Origin of the sequence: Bartonella sp. CL63NXGY (assembly GCF_042194905.1) — a bacterium.
Taxonomy (GTDB): Bacteria; Pseudomonadota; Alphaproteobacteria; order Rhizobiales; family Rhizobiaceae; genus Bartonella.
Map to the genome: position 1 here is coordinate 1 of NZ_JBHINK010000119.1, position 641 is coordinate 641.

The 641-nt window shown below is 37.3% G+C and carries 1 protein-coding gene; it reads left to right on the forward strand.

From position 1 onward, the window contains the following. A partial coding sequence (locus ACFIK0_RS09605) for a hypothetical protein (RefSeq protein WP_375663944.1) occupies positions 1-187 on the forward strand: 187 nt, incomplete at its 5' end. Positions 188-641: the final 454 nt, after the last annotated feature.

Below are 641 nucleotides of genomic sequence, written 5' to 3' on the forward strand. Positions count from 1 at the left end.
AAAGCCACCATTACTATACGTGGCCGCAAATTTCATTGCATTTACCTGCGGATTTTTCTTGAACACCGTCAAGCTAAAGAGCAATTTTGCTACAATGATTGAACTAGCAAAAACAACGGTTGTCGCGACGATGCCCCAAAGAACCCCGTTAAAAGCGTGGCCGTGGCTGGTTGAAGAAAGGAATTAATGATGATACAGGGCGATACAACGTATAAAAGGATCTTTGTCAATTCCTTATTTGTCTGATCATGCATCAAATTTGTATACCGGCATAAAAAGCCAATCCCCATCAGAATAAACATAATTGCAATTTGCTTTAGCGAGATAAAGAAATACATTTTATGGCTCCTTAAAATAGTTGTATTTACAATTATAGTGATTATTAGTTGTAATTACAACTTTATTTCAAAGGAAACTGTATATTGGCGGCTAGCTTTCCCATACAAAAAAGCCCGTGTAACAAAAAATTGTCACACAGGTGCGATTTAATTAAAGCCCAAAATCTTTATTCAAATGTAATGACAGGCTTAATGACCTTGCCGCTAGTGAAGTCGGCAAAAGCCTGGTCGAGCTGGTTAAAGGAATAAAACTTCATCAGCTTATCAACCGGGAACTTTCCCTTTTTAAAATACTTGATTAGC